At 52.0% G+C, this 26,834-nt stretch carries 26 protein-coding genes and 1 riboswitch; of the genes, 25 read left to right on the top strand and 1 reads right to left on the bottom strand.

What is annotated here, in order from left to right; translation table 11 throughout:
* Positions 1-75: 75 nt before the first annotated feature.
* On the bottom strand, positions 76-1,611 hold the full coding sequence (locus tag NSS79_RS31730; protein WP_342437464.1) for a phospholipase D family protein: 1,536 nt from the start codon (positions 1,609-1,611) through the stop codon (positions 76-78).
* 248 nt (positions 1,612-1,859) lie between these two features.
* Between NSS79_RS31730 and fni the strand changes: the two genes are divergently transcribed.
* The 25 genes from fni to atpD all read left to right on the top strand — a co-directional run bounded on the left by fni (position 1,860) and on the right by atpD (position 26,802).
* Entirely contained in the window at positions 1,860-2,999 is a 1,140-nt protein-coding gene (gene fni, locus NSS79_RS31725; RefSeq protein WP_342437463.1) for a type 2 isopentenyl-diphosphate Delta-isomerase, read from the top strand.
* A 40-nt stretch (positions 3,000-3,039) separates the two neighbouring features.
* The gene (locus NSS79_RS31720) at positions 3,040-3,510 is read left to right on the top strand and encodes a GNAT family N-acetyltransferase (RefSeq protein WP_342437462.1); all 471 of its coding nucleotides are present in this window, start codon (positions 3,040-3,042) and stop codon (positions 3,508-3,510) included.
* A 150-nt stretch (positions 3,511-3,660) separates the two neighbouring features.
* Complete coding sequence (locus NSS79_RS31715) at positions 3,661-5,004, top strand: S41 family peptidase (RefSeq protein WP_342437461.1); 1,344 nt, start codon at positions 3,661-3,663, stop codon at positions 5,002-5,004.
* A gap of 189 nt (positions 5,005-5,193) precedes the next feature.
* Positions 5,194-6,294 (top strand): redox-regulated ATPase YchF, encoded by a 1,101-nt coding sequence (gene ychF, locus NSS79_RS31710; RefSeq protein WP_038597457.1) that lies wholly within the window; start codon positions 5,194-5,196, stop codon positions 6,292-6,294.
* A 237-nt stretch (positions 6,295-6,531) separates the two neighbouring features.
* The gene (gene prfA, locus NSS79_RS31705; protein WP_076109669.1) at positions 6,532-7,599 is read left to right on the top strand and encodes a peptide chain release factor 1; all 1,068 of its coding nucleotides are present in this window, start codon (positions 6,532-6,534) and stop codon (positions 7,597-7,599) included.
* A gap of 25 nt (positions 7,600-7,624) precedes the next feature.
* Positions 7,625-8,641, top strand: a complete 1,017-nt coding sequence (locus NSS79_RS31700; protein ID WP_342440479.1) for a HemK/PrmC family methyltransferase — start codon at positions 7,625-7,627, stop codon at positions 8,639-8,641.
* A gap of 129 nt (positions 8,642-8,770) precedes the next feature.
* A complete protein-coding gene (locus NSS79_RS31695) occupies positions 8,771-9,955 on the top strand; it encodes an FtsW/RodA/SpoVE family cell cycle protein (RefSeq protein ID WP_038597451.1) in 1,185 nt (394 codons plus the stop codon).
* A 233-nt stretch (positions 9,956-10,188) separates the two neighbouring features.
* Positions 10,189-11,400: an FtsW/RodA/SpoVE family cell cycle protein gene (locus NSS79_RS31690; protein WP_342437460.1), complete on the top strand. Its 1,212-nt coding sequence runs from the start codon at positions 10,189-10,191 to the stop codon at positions 11,398-11,400.
* 108 nt (positions 11,401-11,508) lie between these two features.
* On the top strand, positions 11,509-12,258 hold the full coding sequence (gene spoIIR, locus NSS79_RS31685) for a stage II sporulation protein R (protein ID WP_342437459.1): 750 nt from the start codon (positions 11,509-11,511) through the stop codon (positions 12,256-12,258).
* Between the two features lie 130 nt (positions 12,259-12,388).
* Positions 12,389-13,666, top strand: a complete 1,278-nt coding sequence (locus tag NSS79_RS31680; protein ID WP_342437458.1) for an L-threonylcarbamoyladenylate synthase — start codon at positions 12,389-12,391, stop codon at positions 13,664-13,666.
* Between the two features lie 217 nt (positions 13,667-13,883).
* Positions 13,884-14,456 (top strand): manganese efflux pump, encoded by a 573-nt coding sequence (locus tag NSS79_RS31675; RefSeq protein WP_038597443.1) that lies wholly within the window; start codon positions 13,884-13,886, stop codon positions 14,454-14,456.
* Between the two features lie 52 nt (positions 14,457-14,508).
* On the top strand, positions 14,509-15,096 hold the full coding sequence (locus NSS79_RS31670) for a low molecular weight protein arginine phosphatase (RefSeq protein WP_342437457.1): 588 nt from the start codon (positions 14,509-14,511) through the stop codon (positions 15,094-15,096).
* A gap of 50 nt (positions 15,097-15,146) precedes the next feature.
* A riboswitch (ZMP/ZTP riboswitch) is annotated at positions 15,147-15,229 on the top strand.
* Between the two features lie 171 nt (positions 15,230-15,400).
* On the top strand, positions 15,401-16,054 hold the full coding sequence (locus tag NSS79_RS31665; RefSeq protein ID WP_342437456.1) for a TIGR01440 family protein: 654 nt from the start codon (positions 15,401-15,403) through the stop codon (positions 16,052-16,054).
* A gap of 86 nt (positions 16,055-16,140) precedes the next feature.
* On the top strand, positions 16,141-17,391 hold the full coding sequence (glyA, locus tag NSS79_RS31660; RefSeq protein WP_342440478.1) for a serine hydroxymethyltransferase: 1,251 nt from the start codon (positions 16,141-16,143) through the stop codon (positions 17,389-17,391).
* Positions 17,392-17,850: 459 nt separating this feature from the next.
* On the top strand, positions 17,851-18,480 hold the full coding sequence (gene upp / locus NSS79_RS31655; protein ID WP_038597434.1) for a uracil phosphoribosyltransferase: 630 nt from the start codon (positions 17,851-17,853) through the stop codon (positions 18,478-18,480).
* Between the two features lie 66 nt (positions 18,481-18,546).
* Complete coding sequence (gene wecB / locus NSS79_RS31650) at positions 18,547-19,707, top strand: UDP-N-acetylglucosamine 2-epimerase (non-hydrolyzing) (protein WP_342437455.1); 1,161 nt, start codon at positions 18,547-18,549, stop codon at positions 19,705-19,707.
* A 179-nt stretch (positions 19,708-19,886) separates the two neighbouring features.
* Positions 19,887-20,120 (top strand): AtpZ/AtpI family protein, encoded by a 234-nt coding sequence (locus NSS79_RS31645; RefSeq protein ID WP_342437454.1) that lies wholly within the window; start codon positions 19,887-19,889, stop codon positions 20,118-20,120.
* Complete coding sequence (locus NSS79_RS31640) at positions 20,113-20,490, top strand: ATP synthase subunit I (protein WP_342437453.1); 378 nt, start codon at positions 20,113-20,115, stop codon at positions 20,488-20,490. Before NSS79_RS31645 ends, NSS79_RS31640 begins: the two co-directional genes overlap by 8 nt.
* Before the next feature lie 29 nt (positions 20,491-20,519).
* Positions 20,520-21,287 carry a F0F1 ATP synthase subunit A gene (gene atpB / locus NSS79_RS31635; protein WP_038597425.1) on the top strand — a complete coding sequence of 256 codons (768 nt, stop codon included), beginning with the start codon at positions 20,520-20,522 and terminating at the stop codon, positions 21,285-21,287.
* A gap of 107 nt (positions 21,288-21,394) precedes the next feature.
* On the top strand, positions 21,395-21,607 hold the full coding sequence (gene atpE, locus NSS79_RS31630; RefSeq protein ID WP_036699216.1) for a F0F1 ATP synthase subunit C: 213 nt from the start codon (positions 21,395-21,397) through the stop codon (positions 21,605-21,607).
* 97 nt (positions 21,608-21,704) lie between these two features.
* Complete coding sequence (gene atpF / locus NSS79_RS31625; RefSeq protein WP_038597421.1) at positions 21,705-22,193, top strand: F0F1 ATP synthase subunit B; 489 nt, start codon at positions 21,705-21,707, stop codon at positions 22,191-22,193.
* A complete protein-coding gene (locus NSS79_RS31620) occupies positions 22,190-22,741 on the top strand; it encodes a F0F1 ATP synthase subunit delta (protein WP_038597419.1) in 552 nt (183 codons plus the stop codon). Before atpF ends, NSS79_RS31620 begins: the two co-directional genes overlap by 4 nt.
* An 11-nt stretch (positions 22,742-22,752) precedes the next feature.
* On the top strand, positions 22,753-24,264 hold the full coding sequence (gene atpA / locus NSS79_RS31615; protein ID WP_342437452.1) for a F0F1 ATP synthase subunit alpha: 1,512 nt from the start codon (positions 22,753-22,755) through the stop codon (positions 24,262-24,264).
* A 153-nt stretch (positions 24,265-24,417) separates the two neighbouring features.
* On the top strand, positions 24,418-25,284 hold the full coding sequence (gene atpG / locus NSS79_RS31610) for an ATP synthase F1 subunit gamma (RefSeq protein WP_038597413.1): 867 nt from the start codon (positions 24,418-24,420) through the stop codon (positions 25,282-25,284).
* Between the two features lie 120 nt (positions 25,285-25,404).
* Positions 25,405-26,802, top strand: a complete 1,398-nt coding sequence (gene atpD / locus NSS79_RS31605; protein WP_342437451.1) for a F0F1 ATP synthase subunit beta — start codon at positions 25,405-25,407, stop codon at positions 26,800-26,802.
* The last annotated feature ends 32 nt before the right edge of the window (positions 26,803-26,834 follow it).

Raw genomic sequence — 26,834 nt, 5'->3', positions numbered from 1 at the left:
GAAGCAGCTGAGTGCAGCTTTCCGGCGTTTTTTTTGAAAATATAAGAAACAGGAACTGCTTGATGTTTCTGTAGATCAGAATGTTGTCAGACCCAGGCGGGTCTGCATCCGGTAAATTATATATTTGAGCCAGGTCACCTCGCTTTGGTAATCCTCCAAGGGCAGACTGTACTCCGCCCCCTCATTGTTCCAAAGTGTGTTGAAGTAGCTCTCCATCTCCGCATAGAGCGGCTGATCCTGCGGCACGGATACCCAGAGATTATTCTCCAGATTGTAGTCGTCCAGGTTGCGGGCCGTGAAGTTGGTGGAGCCGCCCAGGACGATTGAGTTGCCGGCCGCTTTGGCAATGAACAAGAGTTTGGTATGATACTGCTCCTTGCCCGTATTGTACCAGCGGATGGCAATGTTGCCATCCGAACGCCGGTTCAGTTCCCAGGCCACCGGACGGTTCGGGATGCCGATTTTATCACGGCCGAAGGCGTTTTGGTTCGGGTCCAGCAGGAGGCGCACCTCTGCGCCGCGTGCGGATGCTTCCTGCAGTGCATCAATAATGGTGTCGTCGGCAAGATAGAACATGCCCATCCAGAGGATGTCGCCCTTCTGGGCCGCACGGATTCCTTCAAGGGCGTATTTGTTTACCTTGCCCTCAGTTAAATATCGTACCTCCAGCGGACCGTCTGCTGCAGTTTCGCTCCCCGTGAGTACGGGGTCTTTGCCAAGCAGCGGACCTGCTCCGGACAGGTCTGCCGCGGCCTGCTCAGTCTTCAGGATATCGGCAATAACGGGACCGCTTACCTCCAGTGCGATATTGGAATGGTAAGCACTGGCATCGTGGACATTGCCGGAGGAGATCAAAGCTGTATTCTCGCTGACTACAACTTTGCGGTGATTGGCCTTTACATTCAGCAGCTTCATATATGAACGGGCTGTGATATCAGGCCCTCCGCTGGCCATAAGATTAGGAATCCAGCCTGTACCGGTTTGCCCAAACCACTGGATGAAGGTCCGCCATACGGCTGAGTAGGCAGGAGTAGAGTCGCGCAGCGCGTCTACATCAGTCAGAATGACTTTGATTCCCGCGGCTTTCATCTCTTCCAGCAGAGGATTGGGGGCAGAGCCGTAATTAGTGTTGACCTCATCGGTGATAAAGACAACATCCATAGCGGGGTACGCTATTTTCTGCGCGATAAGCTTATCGGAAAGCTCCCGGCTGACCGCAGGAAACTGCTGATCCTTATGGGTATACCCATTGAACAGAAATAAGTCAACGACCAGAAACTCCCGCGACTCTTCGATAATTTGCAGCATCCTCGGCAGGATCTGCTCTTCCCGGTGCTGCGACCCGTTGTCGCCCTGGTAGGTCAAATCATGCCAAAAGTGCACATTTTGAACCTTGTACACCGGGCTTTCAGAAGAAAGGCCCGGAGGCAGCGGTTTATGGGTCTGGTAAATCATTACACCGGCTAACCATAACACGAGCACAGCAGCAGCAAGCAGCCATAAGCGGCGGCGTGGGAAGAGGCGTTTTTTTGCAGCAATGGATGAGTCCAGTTCCCTATTATAAGTAGATTGAAGGGTTCCGGGCATAATGGGATGTTTGCGTCGATTCATGGGTTAATCCTCCTGAGTGTGCCGCAGTGTCAAGCCAGTTCTTGCAGCCTGCGTTGGCATTGTAACAACCTATTAACGCCCGTGGGGGAGAAGTGAAGCAGCAGCAGCGAAATCGACCAATCTATAGTTTGGCTGAACCTCTGATACCTTATGCCATTGTCCTGACGTGATACAAGGGGGACCCTTTCTGTAAATTGCTCTGCGGCGATGCTATAATGAAGCATGCTATGGAAATGGAGGGAGTCAGGATGAATCATATGCCGCAGGATGAAGGGCCCCGGCAAGTAAAGGAACGGTTCAGCCCGGAGCCTGGCGGAGATCCGCAGACTGCAGACAGTGCAGGGCATACATCTCTGCTGCCTTCATCCACAACGGGTGAGCGTAAAATTGAGCATGTGCGCCTCTGCCTGAACGAGGAGGTCGGCGGCACCGGGATAACGGGCGGGTTCGAGCATTACCGGTTCCGGCATAATGCGCTTCCGGAGCTGAACTTTGATGATATCGCGCTGCGTACGACCTTCTTGGGGAGGGAGCTGCGCACACCGCTGCTGATCAGCTCCATGACCGGCGGGAGCAAAGCTACCGGGGCAATCAATGCCCGGCTGGCGGAAGCAGCCGAGCGCCGGGGCTGGGCGCTTGGTGTAGGTTCGGTGCGTGCGGCTGTGGAACGCTCTGAGCTGGCCGAGACCTTTCATGTACGCAGCATGGCCCCGGGAATTCCGGTTATCGCCAATATTGGCGCTGTGCAGCTAAGCTATGGCTTTGGCGTGGAAGAATGCCGCCGGGCGGTGGAGATTGCCGGCGCCGACTGGCTGGTGCTGCACCTGAACGGGCTGCAGGAGGTGTTTCAGCCGGAAGGCAACACAGGTTTTGCTTTCCTGCTTCAAGAGATCGAGAAGGTATGCCGGACGCTTGAGGTGCCGGTAGGCGTGAAAGAAGTCGGCTGGGGCATCGACGGCGAGACAGCGGTCAGGCTGTACAATGCCGGTGCGGCTTTTATCGATGTGGCCGGTGCAGGCGGCACCTCCTGGAGCCAGGTCGAGAAGTTCCGCAGCAGCGATCCGGTGCGGCGCGCGGCGGCGGAGGCCTTTGCCGACTGGGGAATTCCCACCGCCGAATGTATTGCCGAGGTGCGGGCGGCTTCACCGCAGGGCGCGCTTATCGGCAGCGGCGGGCTGAGGCATGGAGTAGATGCGGCGAAGGCGCTGGCGCTTGGCGCTGATCTGGCCGGCTTCGGCCGGAATCTGCTGGGCCCGGCAGTGCAGTCTGAGGAAGCGCTGGACCATGCGCTGGCACAGGTGGAGCTGGAGCTAAGGACGGCGATGTTCGGCATTGGCGCGCCGGATCTTGCAGCTCTGCGCGGCAACCCGCGACTGATCCGCAAGTAGGGGCGAGCGAAGATTATGGAGTAAGGAAGGATCACAAATCATGATTAAATTAGTCCAAATGGACGAAATGGCTTTTCAATTTTTCTGGAGTCAATCGACCCGCGATTATGCGGAGGATAAGATCAAAGCGGGGGCATGGGATGCCGAGACTGCGCTCAGGCAGTCTCAGGAAGAGATGGTGCGTTTCCTGCCCAAAGGACTTCACACAGACGGGGCCTACCTGTATTCTGTTATGGAAACAGAAAGCAATACTCAGGCCGGTTATATCTGGTTTAATGTAACGGAAGCACGCACCGGACGGGAAGCTTTCATCTATGATATTTATATTTTTGAGCCGTATCAGGGCAAAGGTTATGGCAAACAGGCCCTGCATGCGCTTGATGAGTCTGCCCGGGAGATGGGTGTTTCCAAAATCGGCCTGCATGTCTTCGGACAGAACAACCGCGCTTTCGAGTTGTACAAAAAGATGGGCTACCTCGTTACGGACATCACCATGTCCAAAACGCTTTAAGAAGCCCGGCTCATCGCAGCACACAGAGACCTCGTAAAGGGGTCTTTTTTGGCGTTCTCCAGAACGCTTTGGATTAGAAAAATGTGACTTATCTGATTTAATTCGGATGAAAAGGAAAATATGATTGTCTTTATTAAGGAGAGATAAATTATGCAAAAGACAATTCATTCTAACAGAGCAACGGTAGGTTTAAGCCTTATTCTCTTATTGGCCTTGACCGGCTGTAATGGCGGGAATTCGGGCAATCCGGATGGTGCTGCCGCCTATCCTGATTCAGGATCCGGTCCCGGGACCGCTGCGGCAGAGGTTGCTGCTGCACCTTCTGCAGTTCCGGCAACCGCACTTTCGGCCGAATCCACCTTGACCAGAGAGCAGAAACATGAGGATTTTGAATACATGTACAAGATTCTGCAGGAAAACTATCCGTTTTTTGAAGTAAACAAGCGGGCAAATGGTGTCGACTGGCTGGCGGACAAAGATAAGTATTTGGAGAAAGCTGAAGAAACTCCGACGGACCTTCAGTTCTATGGGGCATTAAATGAAATCCTTGCGGATTTGCACAATGGACATACTTATATGCTGGAAAAAGAAACGTACCAGTATTACCGGCAGATCTTTGATGGCAATCCTGTCTATAAACCATGGAGCGATATCTTGGAGCAGAAACAGGTAAAGGATCGTTACGGGGCTGTCGAAGCTGCGGCCACACCTGGGGAGAGCAGCCGTGGAAGTCAGGCTGAACCCACAGAATCCTCCACCCTTTTCCACCGAATCCTTGAACCCGGGAAATCGGCTTATTTGCAGGTGGAAAGTTTCGGGACGGAATACACAGAACAGGATGGGCCGGCCATTGCGGATTTTTTAAGCGAGATCAAGGACTATCCAACGCTTATCCTCGACATACGGGGCAACGGTGGTGGAGATCAGTGGTACTGGATGAGCAATATTGTAGCAAAGCTTACGGATAAAAAACTCCCGTATAAAGAATATTTGCTCTTCAGAGGCGGGGATTACGAGCAGCCGTTTCTGGCAAGCAGAGGGTTTGGGGAGGTGCCCGTTAAGGGACTGGAGCAGGAAAAGCTGCCGAAGCTTCCACCTGAAGCTATGACGGATTTCAAATCTTATTTTGTGAATACCTATGATATTACTCCCGACCCTGTAGGATTTAAAGGCGAGATCTACTTGCTCGTTGACAGGAACGTTTACTCCTCATCGGAGAGCTTGGCGACCTTTGCTAAAAGCACGGGGTTTGCTACCCTGGTGGGTGAGAAAACGGGTGGGGACGGCATCGGGGCCACACCGCTTATCGCTGCTCTGCCTAATAGCGGATTTGTGCTCAACTTTCCGGTGGTTCTTGGTCTGACTGCAGATGGATCCGCTAATGATGAATTCAAGACCATGCCCGATGCTGTTGTGAATGCCGAAAAAAACAGAGACTGGCACAAAGACGAAGCGATCCAGAAGGCACTGGAGCTGGCTGCCTCACGGCAATAAGCACGGCTATCTAATGCCAGCCGTTTAACCGCCATGCGCAGCGAAAAGCCTGCCGCCTCCGCCCTTTATCTGACACATCCCCCGGACATCCGCTGTTGCTGGAGATTTTGTTCTAATATATAATGGTTTAGATCAAGTCAGTAATTATGCGGGCGATCAATACAACCGAAAATAGGAGTTGTCATATAAATGGCTTTGAAAGCTGGAATTGTTGGACTTCCAAATGTTGGTAAATCCACTTTATTTAATGCAATTACGCAAGCGGGAGCAGAATCCGCAAACTATCCTTTCTGTACGATTGACCCTAACGTCGGTGTTGTAGAAGTGCCGGATGAACGTCTGGATAAGCTGACCGAGCTGGTGCAGCCGAACAAGACAGTTCCGACTGCTTTTGAATTTGTGGATATTGCCGGACTTGTGCGCGGCGCGAGTAAAGGCGAAGGTCTTGGCAACAAGTTTCTGGCCCACATCCGTGAAGTGGATGCCATTGTTCATGTCGTACGCTGCTTTGTGGATGAGAACGTAACGCATGTGGACGGTAAAGTGAACCCGATCAGCGATATCCAGACGATTAACCTGGAGCTGATTCTGGCAGATCTGGAAAGCCTTGAGAAACGGATTGAGCGGTCCCGCAAAAATATCAAGGGCGGCGACAAGAAATATGCCCAGGAAGTTGAACTGCTGGAACGAATCAAGGAAGCCCTGTACGAAGATAAACCAGCACGCAGTGTAGAATTGTCCGATGATGAGCTCCTGATCGTGCGCGATCTGCATCTGTTGACCTTGAAGCCGGTGCTGTATGCGGCGAATGTGGGCGAAGATGAAGTGTCCAGTGCCGACAATAACCCGTACGTCCAACAGGTCCGTGAGTTTGCTGCTGCTGAGAATGCAGAGGTTGTGCCTATCAGCGCCAAAGTGGAAGCGGAAATTGCCGAGCTGGAAGGTGAAGACAAGGCGATGTTCCTTGAAGAGCTGGGTTTGCAGGAATCCGGCCTGAACCGCCTGATCAAAGCAGCCTACAAGCTGCTGGGATTGTATACGTATTTCACAGCCGGCGTGCAAGAGGTTCGTGCCTGGACCATCCGCCGCGGAACAAAAGCGCCTGGCGCAGCCGGTGTCATTCATACCGACTTCGAGCGCGGTTTCATCCGGGCGGAAGTTGTAGCGTATGCTGATCTGGTAGCCGCAGGTTCGATGAACGGTGCCAAGGAACGCGGACAGCTGCGTCTGGAAGGTAAGGAATATCTGGTACAGGACGGCGATGTCATGCATTTCCGTTTCAACGTATAACATGTATAAACAGTCTTTGCTTTGCGTTTAAACGTCAAGAAGGGGAGCCATTTCGGGGTGAATGTTCACCTTCGGATGGCTCCCTTTTATAAAAATCCCTCAAATCTATACGGGGGCACTGTAGCCAATTGGCATAATCGGTGGTATAATATAAAGTCGTATATCTATTTTCATTATATCTAATAATGTAAACATTATTTATTGAATATGAAATTGAATCAGGAGAGGTGAATTCCCTTGTTGGACCGATTGCAATCCCTGGCGGACCGCTATGAGAAACTCAGTGAACTGCTTTGTGACCCGGATGTTGCAAACGACAGTAAGAAACTGAGGGACTATTCCAAAGAACAATCTGATTTGCAGCCTGCTTTTGAGGCTTATACCGAATATAAGAATGTAATGGAAGAGCTGGAAGCGGCAAAGATGATGCAGGCTGAGAAGCTCGATGATGAAATGAAGGAAATGGTCAAGATGGAAATCGATGACCTGTCCTCACGCCAGACCGTGCTGGAGGAGAAGATCCGCCTTCTGCTGCTGCCTAAAGATCCTAATGATGAGAAGAACGTAATTGTGGAAATCCGCGGCGCTGCCGGCGGAGACGAAGCGGCTCTGTTTGCCTCCGATCTCTACCGCATGTATACCCGTTATGCAGACGCACAAGGCTGGCGCGTAGAGCTGATGGATGTGAATACAAATGACCTGGGCGGCTTCAAGGAGGTCATCTTCCTTATTAACGGCCGTGGTGCCTACAGCAAAATGAAATTCGAAAGCGGAGCACACCGTGTGCAGCGTATTCCTACGACGGAATCAGGGGGACGTATCCATACGTCTACTTCTACCGTTGCAGTTATGCCTGAAGCTGAAGAATTTGAGATCGAGATTCATGATAAAGACATCCGTGTCGACACCTTCTGCTCCAGTGGTGCGGGCGGACAGTCCGTTAATACTACCAAGTCTGCCGTACGCGTAACCCATGTGCCTACAGGCATCGTGGCTACCTGTCAGGATGGTAAATCGCAGAACTCCAATAAGGAAAAAGCGCTGCAAGTGCTGCGGGCCCGGATCTCAGATCTGAAACGCCAGGAAGAGGAAGCTAAATATTCCGGAGAGCGGAAGAGCAAGGTCGGCACAGGTGACCGCAGTGAGCGTATCCGTACGTACAACTTCCCGCAGAGCCGGGTTACCGATCACCGGATCGGACTTACGCTGCACCGTCTGGAACAAGTAATGAACGGAGATATTACCGAGATTATCTCAGCACTGTCTATTGCGGAACAAGCGGAATTGATGGAAAAAGGAGAATAATGCTTTGAAACACGACTCTTATGTCATGCCTTACGTGCAAAGCATCCGGGAAGCCTTTGCGGAGGCTTCTTCTTTTTTGGCCGGACATGGATGCGTTGAGCCGCAGCGCAGTGCGCAGCTTCTGCTGGAGCATGTGCTGGGCCTGACCGGGGCGGCGTATTATATGGCGCTGGCTGATCCTTTTCCGGCAGCGGTGAAGGATGCCTGGGAAGCCGGAATTACCCGCCGCGCGGCTGGGGAACCGGTGCAGTATATTATTGGCGAGCAGGAATTTTACGGACGGGCCTTTGAGGTAACGCCCGATGTGCTGATCCCCCGGCCGGAGACAGAGCTGCTCGTCGAAGCTATCTTGCGTTACGCTATGGAGCTGTGGCCGGACGGGATGGTAAATGCAGGAACGGGAGAAACGCGGGGAGCTGTTGACAGCTCCGTGCATGCAGGCGGTGCAGCCGGAGCTGAAGCGGCTGCACCCAGAGAGGCAGGCGGCAAAGAAGCCAGCCCCGGCAGCGGCGCAGGGGACGCTCGCGCCGCCCGTCCGCTGACCGCCGTCGATATCGGCGCCGGCAGCGGGGCGATCTCCGTCACGCTGGCGGCGGAAGCGCCGGCGTGGGTGGTCTGCGCCGGCGATATTTCGCCGGGCGCACTGGCGGTAGCCGCGCGCAACGCGTTGCGGCACGGCTCGGCGGTGGACCTGCGGCTCGGCGATCTGCTCGAGCCGTTTGCGGGGATGGAGACGGATATTCTCGTCTCCAACCCGCCGTATATTCCCGGCGGCGACATCGCCGGGCTGCAGCGCGAAGTGCGCGACCATGAGCCGCGCACCGCGCTGGATGGCGGCGATGACGGGCTTGACCCTTACCGCCGCATGATGGAGCAGCTGCCGCTGCTCCCGGCCCCGCCGCGGCTGGTCGGCTTTGAGCTCGGCCAAGGCCAGGCCGGGCAGGTGGCCGCGCTGCTTGAGGCGGCGGGCCACTGGAACGAGATCGTGACCGTTGACGATCTCGCCGGAATTCCGCGCCATGTGCTGGGCATCGCACGATAGGAAGCAGGAAAGTTAAGTGTTAGAAGATGGAATTTTATTTTTGCTGCCCCTTCCTTTACAATAGATTTTGACGGAACTTCCCTGCAGGCATGAATCTGGAAGAACCAGTACAGAGTAAGGAGACAGAATATGCTTCAGAAGATTAAAAAGATTGACGGCGTCATCGTAATGATTCTAGTGCTGTTGATGGTCGTCAGCATTTTTTCCATATACAGCGTCACGCATGGAAGGGAAAAACTGGACGGGGCACATCTCCGGATGATCAAATTTTATGTGCTCGGCATTATTGCTTTTGTCGGACTGACGTTTGTGGATTACCGGATACTCGTTAAATACGCTTTGTATATTTATATTACAGGGATTGGAATTCTGGTTCTGGTCAGCTTTGTGGGCGCAGAGCAGAATGGTGCCCAGGGCTGGATTAAGTTTGGAGGATTCAGTCTACAGCCCGCGGAGCTATTCAAGCTGATCCTGATTCTTTTTCTAGCGGCCGTGCTTGTCCGCAAGAACAGGAACAAACTCCGCTTCTGGAGTGATGTCGTGCCACTAGGCCTGCTTACATTGCTGCCGTTTATGATCGTCATCAGCCAGAATGACCTGGGTAACGCGCTTTCTTATCTTGTGATTCTGGTAGGGCTGCTATGGATCGGCAATATCAAATTCTCACATGCGCTCATTGGACTGCTCGTAATAGCCAGCGCTGCTACCGCAGGGATTATGAGCTATATTCACTATCACGATGAGATAAAAGGGTTCCTTGACGATATTGGACGGTCACACTGGATTGAACGGTTTGATCCTTGGCTTGTGCCCGATAAAGCAACGGCCAAAGCGAGTTATCATACCAAAAACGCCAAATTGGCAATTGCCTCGGGCGGTATGAGCGGCGAAGGGTATATGAAGGGGACTTCGGTACAGACGGACCGTGTACCGTACACCTATTCCGACTCCATCTTTGTCGCGATTGCCGAGGAATTCGGCTTTGTCGGCTCGGCGCTGCTGCTGCTGCTTTATTTTATTCTGATTCACCGGATGATCCTGATTGCGCTGGAGTGCAAAGACCGGGGCGGGCCTTTCCTGATTGTAGGGATTGTCGCAATGATGCTGTATCAAATCTTTGAGAATATCGGGGCTTTTATCGGTTTAATGCCGCTTACCGGAATCACATTGCCGTTCGTCAGCTACGGAGGGACCTCGCTTATGATTAATATGGCCAGTATTGGCCTCGTCATGAGCGTGCGGCTGCATGGACAGGATGTTGAGGAGGATTTGCCGACATCTACTTTATACCCTCCCCCTGCCAAGCAGGGATAGTTTCACTGCTAAATAACAAACCGCTGGAGAACATCTATGCAGATGAACTCCGGCGGTTTTTTTCTATGATTAGCTTCGAAATGGGAATGTGAGTGATCAGGATGATTATGGGCCTAAACTATAAAATTGTATCCGGGCTGTAAAATGTTTTACAATGGGAATAAGTGGCTGCTATACTGTGTGGTTGTGTTGTACATAAGTCCAAAATCCGGATAACTTAAGGAGTTCGCCCTATGCTGCAAAGGCTCAAAAAAATTGACGGCGTCATCATTGTTATTCTGCTCTTGCTGATGTGTATCAGTATCTTTTCTATATATAGTGTCACCCAGGGAAGAGAAGGCATGGGCGGAATGCATATTCGAATGATCAAATATTATGGGGTGGGTTTTGTTGGCTTTGCCGTGCTGATGATATTTGATTACCGCCTGCTCGTTAAATATGCACTGTTTATTTATATTATAGGCATTGGGATTCTGCTGATGGTCAGCTTCTTTGGAAAGGTGAAGAACGGGGGCCAGGGGTGGATCGGAGTCGGTGAATTAAGCTTTCAGCCTGCCGAGCTGTTCAAGCTGATTCTGATTATTTTTCTGGCAGCTGTGCTGGTACGCAAAAATAAAAATCAGCTGCTGTTCTGGCGGGATGTCGTGCCGCTCAGTCTGATCGCACTGGTTCCCTTTCTTCTTGTCATCAGCCAGAACGACCTTGGCAATGCGCTGAGCTATCTCATAATTCTGTTAGGCGTCCTGTGGATTGGCCATATTAAATTTTCACATGCCCTGATTGGGCTGCTTATTATCGGAGGCTCGGCGACCGGTTTTATTTTGACCTATATTAACTATCATGATCAAGCAGTAGTTTTTATTAAAGAAACCCTGGGGCGCGATCATTTTATCAGACGCTTCGATCCTTGGCTCGTTCCTGATGTGGCGAGCAAGGATGCGAGTTATCAGACCCGGAATGCCAAGATTGCCATTGCTTCCGGAGGGATGAACGGAGAGGGGTACCTGGAGGGAAACTCCGTGCAGAACAATATGGTGCCTTATTTGTATTCGGAATCGATTTTTGTGCAGATCGCGGAGGAATTTGGATTTGTTGGATCGGCTGTACTGCTGCTGCTCTATTTTATCCTGATTCACCGGTTGATTCTGATAGCCCTTGTCAGCAGGGACCGCGCAGGGCCGTTTCTCATCGTAGGGATTGTAGCCATGCTGTTGTATCAGATTCTGGAGAATATCGGGGCTTATATCGGTTTAATGCCGCTGACGGGAATTACCCTGCCCTTCATCAGTTTTGGAGGAACCTCGATTCTGATTAATATGGCCAGCATGGGCATTGCCATGAGTGTGCTTTTATACGGACAGGATATGGAAGAGGATCTGCCGATGCTTGCCGCTCCCTCAGCCCCTGCCAGCAAATTAAGCAGCATGATTCCATTCGTGAAATAGCGGATATCGAACTGCTAATTATAAATTAATAGATTGTTAGGTTTGCAGCCTCTCTTCCCTGGACATACTAGGGACATAAGAGTTTCATAGGGAGAGGGGCTGCTGGAGATGGATGTCAATAAACCGGGAATACAGGATTCCTTGCGCGTAACCGTTAAGTATACTGCCATTTTAGTTTGTTTTTTTATGATCCTGATGATGGCCTGGGAAGGGCAAAAAAGTGATGCGGCGATAGCGGAGGTTACTATTCCTCAGGATTCGATCCGTCTGCGTATTCTGGCGAACTCGGATATAACGGGCGATCAGCTGGTCAAACGCCAGATCCGGGACTCCATTGTTGAACAAATGAACCAGTGGGTAGCGGAACTGGAAGATCCCCAGAGCCTGGAGCAGGCGCGGACATTGATCCGGGGCCATCTGCCGGAACTGAATGCGCTTGTCGCGGACGAACTGGAAAAGCGGGGGATTGAGTACAACTATAAGGTGGAACTGGGTGTGGTTCCTTTCCCGACCAAAATGTACGGTGGTACGGTGTATCCGGCTGGGGAATATGAAGCGGTACGGGTTACGCTCGGTGCAGGCAAAGGGCAGAACTGGTGGTGTGTACTGTTTCCGCCGTTATGCTTCATTGATGCAGGCTCAGGAGATGCGGCTGCCTCCTCCAAAGGAGCAAAGACCGTTTCCGCTGCTGGAGCTGAGGATGGAGCCAAGGTGAAGGCTGCGGAAGCGGGCAAGGTGACAACCGTTTCGGCTGAGAATGGCAATGGGGATGAACAAGCTTCGGCCCCGAAAGTGCGGTTCTTTATCTGGGAACTGCTGCACAATCTGTGGAGCTGGATCAGCGGATTATGGTCTTGAGCAGATATTAGTCTTTCTGGCTCGTGGTTGCGAGATATGTTACGATATAGGATGAACTTGAGCGGATTTGCTGCGGCCCCACCTGGTGGGGCCGCTTTTGAGATTTAAAGAGATGATAAGGTGATGAAAAATGACAGAGCAGAAAGATTACCCGTTCGCGGCCCAGCGCCGGAGCGGAAACATAAAGAATACGGTTTACTGGGAACTGGATTCCGTAAAGAAAACTGGAGATCACCCGGCTGCGGCTCCGGTGCTGCGGAGTGAGGCGGATGAGCGGGCGATCACGGCGGCTGCAGCCATGCTGCGCGAAGGCGGAACGGTCGCATTTCCGACCGAGACGGTGTACGGGCTTGGCGCGGATGCCCGGAATACCTCTGCAGTAGAGGCGGTTTTTGCGGCCAAAGGGCGCCCTTCCGACAATCCTCTAATCGTGCATATTGCGCAGCGGGCGGATCTGGATGACCTTGTGACGGAAGTGCATCCGGTGGGCGCGGCATTGATCGACGCATTTTGGCCCGGTCCGCTGACGCTCGTACTCCCGGTTCGGCCCGGCGTGTTGTCTCCACTGGTGACGGCCGGGCTTGATACGGTCGGCGTGCGTATGCCTGACCATCCGCTTGCGCTCGCGCTGCTGAGCGCAGCCGGCTGCCCGGTTGCCGCGCCCAGCGCCAACCGTTCCGGGCGGCCAAGTCCGACACTGGCCGCCCACGTGATGGAAGACCTCGCCGGATACATCGGCGGGGTTCTGGACGGCGGTGCCGCCGGGGTCGGCCTGGAGTCGACCGTCGTGCAGGTCCAGCCGGACGGGACGGTCGCTGTGCTCCGTCCCGGCGGCATTACCGCCGAGCAGCTGGCTGCGGTTGCGGGTGCCGGGGCTGTGGACACCGCCCCGGCTGCTGCCGTGGACTTTGCCGGCGCTGCAGCCGGCCCGTCCACGGCCCGGGCCGAAGCGGACGCCGGTACCGGCTCCGCCTCCGGCCAGCCTGCCGGCGCGGTGCAGGCCGCCGGTAACAACAGCCCGGCGCCGCGCGCGCCGGGCATGAAGTACACGCACTACGCCCCGCGCGGCTGGCTGGGCGTAGTGCGCGGCGTTTCCCCGCAGCGCGTGGCGGAAACTGCCGCAGATCTGCTGCAGGCGGCGCAGCGGAACGGCGAAGTGACGGGCCTGCTCCTCTTCGAGGAGCACCGGGCCCTGTATCCCGCCGTTCCGGCCGCCTGCGTCGTTTCCCTCGGCTCGCTGGACTCGCCGGAGGAAGGAGCGCGCTCCCTGTATGCCGCGTTGCGGCGCTTCGATGAAGCGGGAGCGACCTACATCCTGGCCGAGGCTTGCCCGGAGGCCGGGCTCGGCGCAGCCATCATGAACCGGCTGATGAAAGCAGCCGGTGGATCCGTGATCGACGCCGGATAATTTCCGGCTCCGCTCACAGAGTGCCCTGCGTTGAAGTCCCGCAGGGGCACCAAGGTCCGGTGCAATGCCGGTCGAGTCCCTCCCGGCCGCCTGATTTTTAACCGGAATCCTTTCACCCAGCGGCTTTCCCGCCTCCGGCCTCTCCCGCTCAGTCATGATTGCCGTCTTGTCCGCATATCGTTGTTGTACAAGACTATCGGACTTTGGGGGTATAGGCATGGGCATAGCAGGGGAATATGCTGGCTGGGGCCAGCTTGTAACGATTGCCATTATGGCAATCGCACTCGGGATGGACGCATTTTCGCTCGGTGTAGGAATCGGGATGAAAGGCATCCGTCTTTTGCATGTGCTGCATCTCAGCCTGCTTATTGCTTTTTTTCATGTGCTGATGCCGCTGCTTGGCTTGTTTACCGGCAGCTATGTGGGACATCTGCTTGGCCAGGTAACAACTTTCGCAGCCGGAGGGCTGTTAATTCTGCTCGGCGGACATATGGTGTTTAACTCTTTCCGGGCCGGTCATGTTGGAACGCGGTCTATGGATCACCAGACCTTCTGGGGCATGCTGCTTATCTCACTGAGTGTAAGCGTGGACTCTTTTTCAGTCGGGGTATCGCTTGGCATGTTTGTGAATAGCATAGTTTTAACTGTTCTGGCTTTTGGCGCCTGCGGGGGACTTATGGCGATTACCGGTCTGCTGCTGGGCAGACGGGTCAGCCGTGGGCTGGGCGATTACGGGGAGGCGCTGGGCGGAGCGATCCTGCTGGCGTTTGGATTGCTGTTCATCTTCTGATACAATAACGGCAAAAGAAATTTATTTTATATTATATTTGGAGGTGGAAAGCATGCTGCATATTTTATTCGTCTGCACCGGGAATACATGCCGCAGTCCTATGGCTGAAGGGCTTCTGCGGAAACTTGCGAAGGAACGCGGAATCGAGCTGGAAGTGCGGTCTGCAGGCGTATCCGCCATTTCCGGCACTTCCATATCCAGACACGCTGGAGCAATCTTGCGGGAAGAGGGCATTAATGATCAGATTATCTCCTCACAGCTGAACGCAGAGATGGTGTCCTGGGCGGATCTGGTGCTGACCCTGACGGGCGGGCATAAACGGCATTTGCTGCAATATTTTCCTAGCGCGGTTACGAAGACGTATACCTTGAAAGAATATGTCCATGATGAAGAGGCGGTTAATAGTGATATTCAGGAGCTGGACAGCTTGTATGCAGATGCGGAACTAAGCATAGCATTGGGCGGTGAGCCGAAGGCGGCCGATTTGCAGCGGATAATCGAGATCCGCCAGCGCATTCCAAGCTTTGATATTACCGACCCTTATGGCGGTTCCCGTGAGGATTATGAACTGGCAGCGGCGGAAATCCGTACCGCTCTTTACAATCTGCTCGATAAATTGGAATCCTTACGCCGTTTGTAAAGAAGGTTGATTTTTCGCAGCCTTTCCTTTAAGATGAAATAAATATTATCCGGTTCCGGTGTAACTGGCGACAAATGTGGATCAAACCACGATGGAGCACTGGAATAAACGGCCGGTCGCCTGGGCAAAAGAGCACATCCGCAGCTTCCTGCGGACTGCTCTTTTTTGTTTAAAGTATATGTAAGATTAAGCTGCGCACCATCTTTCAGCGTTCATTCCCTGCTGTGGCGCAGCGGTACCTCTGCAGTAAAAACACGGTTTTGGCTTGAAATGAGTTGCAGTCAACGTTGAGGAGGCAGAAGTGATGGATGAAGTCATGAAGCAGGACTCTTGGGAAGAACGCGCTCCCGGCAGTCCAGCCGGGGAAGGGGTGGAACCGGCGGGGACTGAGCTTTCCTTGGCTGCTGCCACCGCAGCAGTCGTAGGCGAACTGGCGGAAGCCGGCAAGCTGGGGCCGGGAAAAATCCTGGTCGTTGGAGTCAGTACAAGCGAAGTAGCCGGCGTCCGGATTGGAACCGGCGGGGCGCTTGAAGTGGCAGAGCAACTGCTGCAGGGTGTTCGCCAGGTTGCTGATAAACGGGGGTTTCATCCCGTATACCAATGCTGTGAGCATTTGAACCGTTCGCTTGTCATGGAGCGTTCTTTGCTGGAGTCGCTCGGACTGAGGGAGGTTTCGGCGGTGCCGATACCGGGAGCCGGCGGTTCAATGGCTGCCGCAGCGTACCGCTCGATGTCCGCCCCTGTTTTGGCTGAAACGGTGGAAGCCCATGCCGGGATTGACATCGGTGAGACGCTGATCGGCATGCATCTGCGCCGGGTAGCGGTTCCGTTTCGCCCGAGTTTGCGCTATATTGGTTCGGCCAGAGTCAATGCGGCCTGGAGCAGACCGCCTCTTATCGGCGGCGAACGTGCGGTATACCGTACACCGGAAACCAGTGGTGCACAGCTCTGTGATTAAGCAGAGCAGCAGCTTTTAGGCAATACATTAACAATCAGGGATTAAATAAGTACAACATAAACTAAGCACTAGGGAGGAAATCAAAAATTATGGAACAATTGCGTAAGAGTGACCCTGCAGTACTGGAAGCTATGGGACTGGAACTAAGCCGTCAGCGTGCCAACATTGAGCTTATCGCTTCGGAAAATATCGTCAGTGAAGCAGTAATGGAGGCCATGGGCTCCGTACTGACGAATAAATACGCCGAAGGTTATCCTGGCAAACGTTACTATGGCGGTTGTGAAGATGTAGATATCGTGGAGAATCTGGCCCGCGACCGTGCCAAACAACTGTTTGGCGCCGAACATGTCAATGTGCAGCCGCATTCCGGTGCTCAGGCTAATATGGCGGTTTATCTTGCCGCGCTGAATCCTGGCGATACTGTACTGGGGATGAACCTGGCGCATGGCGGCCATTTGACACACGGCAGTCCTGTGAACGCGTCCGGCTTGCTTTATAACTTTGTTGCTTATGGTGTGCAGGAAGACACATTCCTGATCGATTATGATGAAGTGCGCAAAGCCGCCTTCAAACACCGTCCTAAATTGATTGTAGCCGGTGCAAGTGCGTATCCGCGGACGATTGATTTTGCAGCACTCGGTTCCATTGCGAATGACGTAGGTGCACTGTTCATGGTCGATATGGCTCATATCGCCGGGCTGGTTGCTGCGGGTATTCATCCGAGTCCGGTTCCGCATGCCCACTTCGTTACTACAACAACGCACAAAACCTTGCGTGGTCCGCGCGGAGGCATGATTCTCTGCAGACAGCCATGGGCCGCGGCCATTGATAAAGCTGTATTCCCTGGTTCCCAAGGCGGACCGCTGATGCATGTGATTGCCTCCAAAGCGGTTTCCTTCGGCGAAGCATTGCAGCCATCCTTCAAGACCTATGCCGAGAATGTGGTGAAGAACGCTAAAGTACTTGCGGAGACGCTGATCGGAGAAGGAGTTAACATCGTTTCCGGCGGTACGGACAACCATCTGATGCTGCTGGATACCCGCAATCTGAGCATTACCGGAAAAGATGCGGAGAAAGTACTGGATTCCATCGGTATTACCGTGAACAAAAATGCAATCCCGTTTGATCCTACCAGCCCATTTGTAACCAGCGGCATCCGGATCGGAACACCTGCGGTTACTTCCCGCGGCATGGACGAGCAGGCTATGGTAACAATCGGCCGCATTATCGCAAACGTGCTGAAGAATCCGAAGGATGAAGCTAAATTGACTGAAGCGGCCCGTGAGGTCGCCCAGCTTACGGATCAATACCCGATTTATCCGGGTCTCCAGTACTAAATATCCACTTTGCGATCAGACTATTCCGAGCTTAAAGCTTTCGCCTCCGTTGCGCCGGTATCCCGGCTGCTTCGGGGGTTTTTTTGGAAGATGATATAAAGAAGCGAAGTCTTCATGTGACATAATGTTCACATATTAGAATTGAAAACAGACTGATGTTGTCATGAAATATTCATGAAAGTTCATGGAGTTTTCAACAAAATAAGTGAAAAAAATGTGAATAGTATTAAATGCAGCAAATAGAACAAACTAAAGCGCACTCTATTTCCAAAGTACTCCGTATTTTCCTGACTGTACTGGAAAGAATAGCTTGCCTTTGTTTATGCTTCCATGAAAAGGACTCAGTCATCGTAGGTGAAAAGAGCCTCCGGTGATGATATAATAGACAGGATTTAGCCACGGAAGAAGCAAAAGCGCTTTCTATGGCGAACAAGACTCACAATTACCGGAGGGACAGAAATGGGAAAATTGGTGATTTGCGATCATCCTTTGATTCAGCACAAACTAACATTTATTCGCGATGTGCGGACCAACACGAAAGAATTCAGAGAGCATGTCGATGAAGTTGCTACACTGATGGCTTACGAAATCACGCGGGATATTCCGCTGGAGACAATTACTGTGCAGACGCCGGTGGCCGAAACACAGGGCAAGGTTATCTCAGGAAGAATGCTGGGCTTGGTACCGATCCTGCGGGCCGGGCTGGGAATGCTTGAAGGCGTTCTGAAGCTGCTTCCGGCAGCTAAAGTAGGACATGTCGGCTTGTTCCGTGATCCGGAAACCCTTCAGCCTGTCGAATATTACATTAAGCTTCCTACGGATGTGCAGGAACGGGAATTGATCGTTATCGACCCGATGCTGGCAACAGGCGGCTCTGCAATTGCAGCAATCACTTCTTTGAAGAACCGCGGCTGTACTCAAATTAAGATGATGAATCTGATTGCCGCCCCTGAAGGTGTCGCCGCTGTACAAGCAGCCCATCCTGATGTGGATATCTATGTGGCAGCACTGGATGACCATCTGAATGAACACGGATATATCATTCCGGGGCTTGGCGATGCCGGAGACCGGTTATATGGAACCAAATAATCTCTAGAGAAGTAATATAGAATAAACGTAAAACAAGCATCTATTTTAGAAGAGAGGCTGGGGGTTATGTCCAAAATTAAAGTAATGACGATTTTCGGAGTGCGCCCCGAGGCGATCAAGATGGCGCCTCTGGTCCTGGAACTGAACAGGCATCCCGAGCACATCGAATCTGTTGTATGTGTGACCGCGCAGCACCGTGAGCTGCTGGATCAGGTGCTCGAGGTCTTTAAAATCACTCCTGACTACGATCTGGATGTGATGAAGGACCGCCAGACGTTGAATGAAATCACCATTCGGGTACTGGAAGGGCTTGAACCTGTACTGCGTGAGGCCAAACCTGATCTCGTGCTGGTGCATGGAGATACATTGACGACTTTCCTGGCCAGTTATGCCTCTTTCCTGCAGCAAATTCAAGTAGGACATGTTGAGGCGGGACTTCGGACCTGGAATAAATTGTCCCCGTATCCTGAGGAAATGAACCGCCAGCTTACGGGAGTCCTTGCGGATCTGCACTTTGCTCCGACAGATTTGTCAGCAGGGAATTTGAGACACGAGAACAAAAAAGAGTCAAGCATTTATATCACAGGCAATACAGTTACCGATGTGTTTCAATATACCGTACAGCCGGACTACCGGCATCCTGTACTGGATTTTGCTTCAGGAAAAAGACTAATTTTAATGACGGCGCACCGCAGAGAATCTCAAGGCGAACCGCACCGTCATATTTTCCGTGCTGTCAAAAGAATCGCTGATGAATTTGAAGATGTAGCCATTGTTTATCCCGTGCATCCGAGTCCGGCAGTCAAGGAACCGGCGCATGAGATACTGGGCGGACACCCGAGAATTAAGCTGATTGATCCGCTGGATGTCGTTGATCTGCATAATTTTTATCCGCATACCCACCTGATTTTGACCGACTCCGGCGGCCTGCAGGAGGAAGCTCCCTCCTTTGGAGTTCCTGTGCTTGTGCTGCGTGATACAACCGAGCGCCCGGAAGGGATCGAAGCCGGAACATTGGAGCTTGTGGGAACGGACGAGGAGAAGGTGTATCAACGGACATATGCTCTTTTGACCGATCAGAATCTGTATCAGTCGATGAGCCGGGCCGCCAACCCGTATGGAGACGGCAAAGCCTCCGAGAGAATTGTCAATGCGATTTTGCACCATTTTGGAGCCGTTGAAGAACGTCCTGAGGAATTTCACAGAATGTTCACAACTAATAATTAAAGGCACAACGACTAATATACTAAAGTGAATAAAAACAGCATACAGTGAAACTGTACGGTTTATATGGTTTTGGTAGGCTTTGCTGTGATTATTTTCATGTTTTCAAGCGCTTTTGAGCAATTTTCAATGAATTGACAAAGAGTCTGGATATTCAGTAAAATTAGTTGGGATTGTAGCCTATGAAGGAACAAAAGGACGAAGCCGGACTGGGACGGACCGCTTTAGTCATCGGAAGTGCAGGCACTTTGCTTGCCGCTTACATTATTATAGGTTTTTTTGCGGCAAGATGGCTGCAGAACCAGATGGACGGCCCCACATCCTGGCTGGCCATCGGTACAATCACCGGGATGCTTCTCGGGATCGTTAACGTCGTCCTGCTAATCAAAAAATTTCTGGGGGAGCAAAATGGATAATATGACTCCCATGATCAATTCCGTTACAAGGATTACTCTCGTTGTGATGGCCGGATTGTTAATGGGATGGGCACTTCATCATGAGACCCGTACCGTGACACTGGGAATGACGCTTGGTTTGTTAGCGGGATTGGTCAACTTTCGTTATCTTGCCGCCAAAGTAAGGCGGGTAACAAAGTCGGCTGCAAACCACGAGGGGAAGGCATTCAGCCTTGGTTTTCTTACACGGATCTGTTTTGCGATTCTGGTCACCATGTTCTCGGTCAAGATCGAGCATTTCTCGCTGGAGGCAACCATTGCCGGCCTGTTCATTCCCCAGCTTCTCTCTATTCCTGTGGGGATATATTTAGGTATTAGGAATAAGTTGTAGCCAGATTAAAGAGAAAGGGGGATGATACTATGCATGAAATGCCATTAATCTATTTCGGCGGAATACCGATTGATTTATCCGCTGTTCTGATGCTTTTAATCAGTTCGCTGGTAGTGTTCATATTGGTAATGATGTCTGTCCGCAACCTGTCCGTTGAGAATCCGTCCAAACTTCAGAACTTTATGGAGTGGGTGGTGGAATTTGTACAGGGAGTCATCAGCAGTGCCATGGACCTGAAGAAAGGGAAACCTTACATTTCACTGGGATTGACGCTGATATTGTTTATCTTTGTCTCCAATCTCCTGGGTCTGCCGTTTTCCTTCATCACTGAAGCTGATAAACCGGTGTACATCTTCGGACATGTAATCGAAGCGACCAAAAACTTGGCGCATGGCGAGCATGCGGAGATCTTGTGGTATAAATCGCCGACTGCCGATATCAATGTCACCGCAGGGCTGGCGATCATCGTGTTTGTATTGATGAACTACCTCGGCGTTAAGCTGAATGGTAAACATTATTTCAAACACTACATTGAGCCGTTTCCAATTTTCTTGCCGCTGAACATTATTGAGAACCTGGCGAAGCCGGTGGCGCTTGCCATCCGTCTATTTGCCAACATTTTTGCCGGCGAGGTTTTGATCACGGTTATTCTGAAGCTGGGATTCCTCAGTATTCCATTCTTGGCAATCTGGCAAGGCTTCAGTATCTTTGTAGGAGCGCTTCAGGCATTTATCTTTACGATTCTGACGATGGTGTACATCGCGCAGATGACGATCCACGAGGAAGAAGCACATTAATGAACTGCCGTGAGGAAAGCGGCAGCCGCCGGAATACTCTTCGCGGGAGATTTTTATATCATTAAACAACTACTAAATGATTCAAAATTAAAGGAGGATATTTACAAATGGAATTTTTGGCAGCAGCAATCGCGGTTGGTTTGGGCGCACTCGGTGCAGGTCTTGGTAACGGTATGATCGTCAGCAAAACGGTAGAATCCATCGCTCGTCAACCGGAAGCACGTAACGCACTGCAGACAACAATGTTTATCGGTGTAGGTATCGTCGAAGTAATTCCGCTCGCCGCAACAGTTATTGCATTCCTGATCATGTTTACTTAATAAACCGTTCTTACGGTTTGGCGGGGAGGGCAAGTGCCATCCGCGCCTTACTTTTGTATATGTCCGCACACCGCGGTAACGGAAAGGAGTGACCACAGTGACTATAGTTTGGACGAATATAGTTTTTTCAATTGCCGCATTTGTAATTCTCTACTTCCTGCTCAGCAAATTTGCATTCAGCAAATTATTCGCAGTTATGGAGAAACGCCGTGAACTGGTGATGCAGCAGATGGATGAAGCAGCTAAGACCAGAGAGCAGGCGGTCGCTTATGTAGAAGAACAGAAGCAGGCTCTGCAGCAGGCGCGTCAAGAGGCACAACAGATCATTCAACAATCCCAGGCCACAAGCAGCAATCAGGCAGACCGGCTTATGGATCAAGCTAAAGCTGAGGCTGCACGTCTTAAGGACGAGGCTGTCCGCGATATTTCCAACGAAAAGAACAAGGCTGTGGAAGCCCTGCGCAGCGAGCTTGGAACGGCTTCGGTCCGCATTGCTTCCAAGCTGCTTGAAAAAGAAGTCAAGGCTGACGGCGAGCAGGAACAGCTTGTCGATCAATACCTCAAAGAGGTAGGAGGCCGCTCATGAGCCGCGATACGGTAGTTGCTGGGCGCTACGCCAGAGCATTGTACGGTGCAGCGGTGGAGAAAGGCATTACGCTTGAAGTGGAAGAACAGCTGAAGACAGTAGTCGAGGTACTGCATCTCGATCAAGAGGTGAAACGGTTCATTCATGCACCGCGCATCTCCAAGTCCGACAAGCTGAAGGTGCTTCGCACAGCATTTCAGGATAAGCTCTCTCCAACGGTGATGAACATGGTGGAATTGCTGGTTGAGCGGGGCAGAACCGATATTTTTGCTGAGCTGCTGGAAACATACATCAAAATTGAAGGAGACGCCCTCGGTATCGGCGATGCTACAGTGTACTCTGCTTATGCGCTTAGTCAAGAAGAGCAGGATACTGTGGCCGCAGAATTCAGCGAGCTTACTAAACGCAAGATTCGTGTTACGAATCTCGTGGATAAGAGCCTGCTGGGCGGACTTAAGGTCGTAATCGGCGATACGCTGTATGACGGCAGTTTGTCCGGCAAACTGGAGCGTCTCGAGAAATCTTTTAACGATAAGCATAGAAGATAGGGGTGAGGATATTGGGCATCAGACCTGAAGAGATCAGCACTTTGATCAAAAGTCAAATTGAGCAATATAAAGCCGATATCGAAGTGGCCGAAATTGGCACCGTCATTCAAGTCGGAGACGGTATCGCCCGTGTCTACGGTCTGGAAAACGCAATGGCAGGCGAGTTGCTGGAGTTCTCCAACGGAGTAGTGGGCATGGCGCTCAATCTGGAAGAAAGCAACGTCGGTGTTGTTATTCTGGGTGAGTATACGGAGATTCGTGAAGGCGATCAAGTTAAACGCACGGGACAAATTATGCAGGTACCGGTGGGCGAAGCCCTGCTGGGACGTGTAGTGAATGCCCTCGGCCAGCCGCTGGACGGCAAAGGTCCGATTGATACGACGGAATTCCGTCCGGTAGAGAACAATGCACCGGGTGTTATCGACCGTAAATCGGTTCATGAGCCGATGCAGACCGGTCTTAAAGCGATTGACGCGATGGTGCCGATTGGCCGCGGACAACGCGAGCTTATCATTGGTGACCGTCAAACTGGTAAAACAGCTATCGCAATTGATGCGATCATCAACCAAAAGGGCAACGGCATGAAATGTATCTATGTTGCCATTGGTCAAAAACAATCCACAGTGGCGCAGGTTGTAGAAACACTCCGCCGCCATGGTGCTTTGGAGTATACAATTATTGTAACCGCGTCGGCCTCCGAGCCGTCCCCACTGCTTTATATCGCTCCATACTCAGGTTGTGCAATGGGCGAGTACTTCATGTACAAAGGCGAGCATGTCCTTGTCATTTATGATGACCTTTCGAAGCAAGCCTCCGCTTACCGCGAACTGTCCCTGCTGCTCCGTCGTCCACCAGGCCGCGAAGCATTCCCGGGTGACGTTTTCTATCTGCACTCCCGTCTTTTGGAACGTGCGGCTAAGCTCAGCGATGAGCTGGGTGGTGGTTCATTAACCGCACTGCCTTTCATTGAAACCCAAGCCTCTGACGTTTCGGCCTACATTCCTACGAATGTAATTTCGATTACAGACGGCCAGATCTTCCTTGAATCCGACCTGTTCAACTCCGGTCAGCGTCCGGCAATCAACGTCGGTATCTCTGTATCCCGTGTAGGGGGATCAGCGCAGATCAAAGCTATGAAGAAGGTTGCCGGCTCACTCCGTCTGGATCTGGCCCAATACCGCGAACTCCAGGCATTCTCCCAGTTTGGCTCCGATCTCGATAAGTCTACGCAAGCCCGTCTGAACCGCGGTGCCCGTATGATGGAGATTCTGAAACAGGGCGTAAACCAGCCGTTGTCTGTTGAACATCAGGTGCTCAGCTTGTATACCGCTGTTAAAGGCCACCTGGATGATATTCCTGTCAAAGACGTAAAACGCTTCGAGAAGGAATTCCTGGCGTTCATCGACAGCAGCGCTGCCGGCATTATCAAATCCATCACTGATACAAAGGATTTGACGGCAGACAACGAGACAGCACTGAAAGAAGCGATCGAGAAGTTCAAAAGAGGCTTCGCGACCAGCTAATCGCAAATAACTGTCTACCCATGCTTTGAAACGGGCTTTGGCTCTGCCGGAGCTCTGATATATGCTTGCGAAGTTAGCTTTGACTTCTTCAAAGCTCAGTTTATGCTTACGAGGTCAGCTTTGACTTCGTCAAAGCTTTAAGGTGGTGAAATCATGGCAAGAAGTATGCGTGATATTAAACGTCAAATCAAGAGCGTTCAAAACACCAGACAGATCACTAAAGCAATGGAGATGGTAGCCGCCTCCAAGCTGCGCAAAGCGCAGGAGAAAGCGGAAGCTGCCCGTCCGTACTCACAGAAGCTGAAAGAGGTCGTATCGAGTATTGCTGCCGGTACACAGGACTTGCAGCATCCGATGCTGGTCAGCCGTCCCGTGAAGAAGACCGCCTATATTATTGTTACTTCCGATAGAGGTCTCGCGGGTGGATACAATGCCAATATCCTGCGTAAAGTAACGATGCTTCTGGCAGAGCGGCATAGTTCCAAGGACGAATATGCGCTCTTTGTCATCGGCCGTAAGGGCCGTGATTTCTTGCGGCGCCGTGAATACCCGATTGTAGAGGAAGTTACCGAGCTGTCCGATACACCGAAATTCTCTGATATTAAATCGATCGCCTACTCGGCGGTTCAGCAGTTTGAGACAGGTGTATATGATGAGCTTTATATCTGCTATAACCGGTTTGTGAATGCCATCAGCCAAGTGCCAACTGTCGACCGTCTGCTCCCCATGGATGCAGTGGGTGAGGAGCACACAGGCGCAAGTGCAGCCTATGAATACGAACCTTCACCGGAAGGCGTACTGCAAGTGCTGCTTCCAAAATATGCCGAAACTTTGATTTATAGCGCAATTCTGGACGGCAAAGCCAGTGAGCTGGGTGCGAAGATGACAGCGATGGGCAGTGCCACTAAGAACGCGTCGAAAATGATCGGAGACCTCAGACTTACGTACAACCGTGCCCGTCAGGCGGCGATTACGCAGGAAATTACTGAGATCGTTGCCGGAGCAAATGCGCAGTCTTGATCTATAAGAAACGGGTGCCGTAGAGCGATACAACGTACCGCTCGCTTCAGGGGCATAGACTCCTGAAGACAGCACTGCCGTTTCTTCTCAATGTAACAGCTTTCGAGGAGGGAAATGAAGATGAACAAAGGACGCGTTGTAAGCATTATGGGTCCGGTTGTTGATATTGAATTCGAACGCGGCCAGTTGCCCAAGATTTTCAACGCTATCAAGATTGAAACCAGCTTGGAGAACGGCCGCATTATTGATCTGACGCTTGAAGTTTCCAATCACCTGGGTGACAATCTCGTCCGTTGTATCGCCATGTCGTCCACGGATGGTCTGGTTCGCGGATTGGACGCAATTGACCAGGGTGGACCGATTTCGGTTCCCGTTGGCGCAGCTACACTCGGCCGGGTATTTAATGTACTTGGCAACCCTATTGATAACGGTGCTGAGGTTGTCGCAGAGAAGAATCCGATTCACCGTCTTGCCCCGACTTATGATGAACTGTCGACCCAAGCGGAAATTCTGGAAACCGGGATTAAGGTTATCGACCTGCTGGCCCCATACGCCAAAGGCGGTAAAATCGGCCTCTTCGGCGGTGCCGGTGTAGGTAAAACGGTAACTATCCAGGAACTGATCAACAACATCGCTCAAGAGCACGGCGGTATTTCCGTATTCGCCGGTGTTGGTGAACGGACCCGTGAAGGTAATGACCTTTATCATGAAATGACCGACTCTGGCGTTATCAAGAAGACGGCCATGGTGTTTGGACAAATGAATGAGCCGCCGGGCGCACGCCTTCGTGTAGCCTTGACCGGTCTGACCATGGCGGAGTATTTCCGTGATGTGGAAGGCCGTGATACGCTGCTCTTTATCGATAATATATTCCGCTTTACCCAAGCAGGTTCCGAAGTATCGGCCCTGCTCGGCCGTATGCCTTCAGCGGTAGGTTACCAGCCAACGCTGGCAACAGAAATGGGCCAATTGCAGGAGCGCATCACTTCCACCAAAAAAGGCTCCGTTACCTCCATTCAAGCGATCTACGTACCGGCGGACGATTACACTGACCCGGCTCCGGCAACGGCATTTGCCCACTTGGATGCAACGACCAACCTGGAGCGTAAAATCTCCGAGAAGGGGATTTTCCCTGCGGTGGATCCACTGGCTTCCAGTTCGCGTATGCTGGCTCCCGAAATTGTCGGCGAAGAGCATTACAACGTCGCACAAGGCGTTAAGCAATTGCTGCAGCGCTACACCGAGCTTCAGGACATCATCGCCATCCTGGGTATGGATGAGCTGAGTGAAGAAGACAAGGTTATTGTAGCCCGTGCCCGTAAAGTTGAACGCTTCCTGTCCCAGCCTTTCCATGTGGCAGAGCAGTTTACCGGCTTTAAAGGCAAATATGTACCGATCAAAGAAACTGTGCGCAGTTTCAAAGAGATTCTGGAAGGCAAGCACGATGATCTTCCGGAGGCAGCTTTCCTGTTTGTAGGTACGATTGAAGAAGCGGTCGAAAAAGCGAAATCCATGTAATTTTGAGCTTTAGATCATGCTTTCGATGCGAG

It is taken from the genome of Paenibacillus sp. FSL L8-0436, assembly GCF_038593025.1.
Lineage (GTDB): Bacteria > Bacillota > Bacilli > Paenibacillales > Paenibacillaceae > Paenibacillus_AQ.
Note: the sequence above shows the minus strand (reverse complement) of the source record. Positions and strands in the feature narration are given on the sequence as shown.